Genomic DNA, 2,747 nt, shown 5'->3' with positions numbered 1-2,747 from the left:
GCCCGGGCGCGCCGGGCCGCCGGCCGGGACGACTGGGCGTCCTTCGGCCGGCTGTCCGGGGCGGTCGTCTGCCGCTCGGTCGTGTTCACCGGTCTGAGCTCATTCGTCTCCCTCTACGCGCGGCAGCGCACCGGTGGCGGGGAACTGTCCGGTACCGCCGCCCTGTTCACGCTCTACCTCGGCGGGGCGGTGGGCACGGTGGCCGGGGGACGGCTCGCCGGCCGGCACGGACGCGTCACGGTCGTCCGGTGGGCCTACGCCCTGACGGTCCCGGCCGTCGCCGGCGTCGTCCTCGTCCCCGGGCCGCCGTTCTACCTGTTCGTCGCCCTCACCTCGGCCGGGCTGTACGTGCCGTTCTCCCTGCACGTCACGCTCGGCCAGGACTACCTGCCGCGCCGCGTGGGCACCGCGAGCGGCGTCACCCTGGGCCTGACCGTCAGCATCGGGGGCCTCGCGAGCCCGCTGATCGGCGCCCTCGCCGACGCGACCACCCTGCGGGCCGCCCTGGCACCGCTGATCGCCCTGCCCGCCCTCGGCTGGTTCCTGCTGAGGCCGCTGCGTGAGCCGCAGGCGCCGGCTCCGCGTGTGGCGAGCGGGCATGGCGCGCCTCAGCAGACCGGCTGACGCGGCACCAGGTCCAGCAGCCGCGGCCCCGGCCGTTCCGTGAGCAGCGCGAGTTCCTCCGCCGCCTGGCGTTCGCCGGGGAGGGAGCCGGCGCGGCGGAACGCGCGCAGGGCGGCGGAGAGGTGGCGGCCCGCGCGGCCGGTGCGGCGGAGTATGCGGCAGTAGCGGCCCAGCGCGAGGTGCACCCGGGCCAGCAGCAGGGTGTCGCCGGCCCGCTCGGCGGCGCCCAGGGCCACCCCCAGGTCGTCCTCGGCCTCGTCGAAGAGGCCGGAGGCCACGCGGGTCTCGCCGATGCCGAGCAGGGCGTAGCCCTCGGCGCGCATGTCCCCCCTGCCCCGGGCGAGCCGCAGCAGGCGGCGGTAGGACTCCTCGGCCGCGCCGAAGCGTTCGCGGCGCAGCTGTGCCGCCGCCAGCCGGTGCAGGGCCGGGGCCGGTCCGAGGCCGTCACCGGCGCGGGCCTCGGCGGCCAGCGACGCGGCGCGGCGGCGCGCCCGGTGGAGTTCCTCGCGCGGCTCCTCCCATTCGGCGCGTTCCCGGGCGTAGCAGCGCAGCAGCGGGGGGAAGCGGAAGTGCGGGGTGCCGTCGGCGCCCACGCCGGCGATCTCCAGGAGGCCGGCCTCGGCCAGCCATCCCATCAGCTCCTCGGCCTCGGCCGGGGACGTGCCCAGCAGGACGCCGCCTGCCCGGGCCGGGAAGTCCGGCAGGTCGAGCAGGCCGAGCCGGCGGAACAGCCGGGCCGGGCCCTCGGGGAGGAAGGCGTGGTGGCGGGCGAAACGGGGCCGGACGGAGGCACCGGGGACCGCGAGTTCGTCGAGCCGGCGGTCCTCGTCGGCGAGCGCGTCCGCCAGTTCCCGGACGGACAGCCCGGGAGAGGCGGCGAGGCGGCCGGCGGCGGCGCGCAGGGCGAGCGGAAGTCCCTCGCACAGCACCGACAGCCGCCGGACGGCCCCGGGTTCGGCCGCGCAGCGCTCCGCCCCGGCGACGGCCGCGACGAGCTCCGCCGCCTGCGGGCCGGGCAGCGGTCCGAGGCCGATCCGGACCGCGGTGTGCGCGGGGGACGGGCCGGGGGCGCGGGTACGGCTGGTGGCCAGCACCGCCCCGGGGCCCGGGGACGGCAGGAAGGCCCGGATCCAGCCGGGCGCGGGCAGGTCGTCGAGCACGACCAGGACGCGGCGGCCGGTCAGCACCCGGCGGTAGAGGGCCGCCCGGTCGGCGCGCGCCGCCGGCAGATGCGCGGCGGGCACGCCCAGGGCGAGGAGGAAACGTTCCATCAACTCATGTGTGGCGGCCGCCTCCTCGTCCTCGCCGTACCGGCCCAGCGTGGCGTAGAGCAGGCCGCCGGGGAACCGGTGGGCCGCGCGGTGCGCCCAGTGCACGGCGAGAGCGGTCTTGCCCGTGCCGGGCGGTCCGGTCAGCAGGGCGGCCGACGGGACGCCCCCGCACCCCGCGCCCTCGCCGCCGGCCGGTTCGCCGATCAGCTGGTCGAGCTGCCGCAGCTCGGCATCCCGCCCGGTGAACCCCGGTACGTCCGGTGGAAGTCCCGCCGGACCGGTTCCCACGGATCTCACCGCACCCATCGCCTGCCCCCGTTCGCGGCCGTCACCGCGTGCAGTAGAACCCACGGGACACGACCCCCGCGGGCAGCCGTACGGGCCGGGGGCCTCACACGGCGCGGCGTTCCAGTTCCAGCGCGAAGCGCAGCCAGGTCTCCGCGCAGTGGCGGGCGGCCTGGGCCACCATCTTCCTGCGGTGCGCCGGCACGCTGTCCAGCAGGCCGCGCCAGCGCTCGCCACCCATGGCGTTGACGCTCAGCAGGTGCAGCAGGGCCCGGCCGCCCTCGCTGAAGCGCAGCGAGGGGTCCTTGCGCAGGCTCGGCAGCGGCAGTGGTCCCGCGGGCGCGGCCGGTGACGCGGCGAGGGCGGTCGCGGGCGCCGGCGCGACGGGGCGTGCGGCACGCTCGACGGCGGTCCGGTTCGCGGTCCGGTTCTCGGCGTCGCGCAGCTTCTTCGGCACCGGGTCCTGACCCAGCTCGACCTGGTCGCCTGGCAGGTCCGCGTCGCCGCCGGCGAGGCGCTGCCGTTCGCCCAGGAGGACGTCACCCTCACCGGCCACGCCGTCGAGGC

2 protein-coding genes and 1 pseudogene are annotated in these 2,747 nt (G+C 78.1%); 1 reads left to right on the top strand and 2 read right to left on the bottom strand.

Features of this window, described 5'->3' with window-relative positions; genetic code table 11:
• A partial coding sequence (locus AB0K09_RS32055) for an MFS transporter (RefSeq protein ID WP_366068908.1) occupies nt 1-624 on the top strand: 624 nt, incomplete at its 5' end.
• Here the strand turns inward: AB0K09_RS32055 and AB0K09_RS32050 are convergent.
• Together AB0K09_RS32050 and AB0K09_RS32045 are read right to left on the bottom strand one after the other, a co-directional pair.
• Complete coding sequence (locus tag AB0K09_RS32050) at nt 609-2,183, bottom strand: ATP-binding protein (RefSeq protein ID WP_366068907.1); 1,575 nt, start codon at nt 2,181-2,183, stop codon at nt 609-611. The genes AB0K09_RS32055 and AB0K09_RS32050 overlap by 16 nt on opposite strands.
• 103 nt (nt 2,184-2,286) lie before the next feature.
• Nucleotides 2,287-2,747: pseudogene (locus AB0K09_RS32045) on the bottom strand (hypothetical protein); the annotation flags it as partial.

This window comes from Streptomyces sp. NPDC049577, assembly GCF_040675635.1.
Classification (GTDB): domain Bacteria; phylum Actinomycetota; class Actinomycetes; order Streptomycetales; family Streptomycetaceae; genus Streptomyces.
Note: the sequence above shows the minus strand (reverse complement) of the source record. Positions and strands in the feature narration are given on the sequence as shown.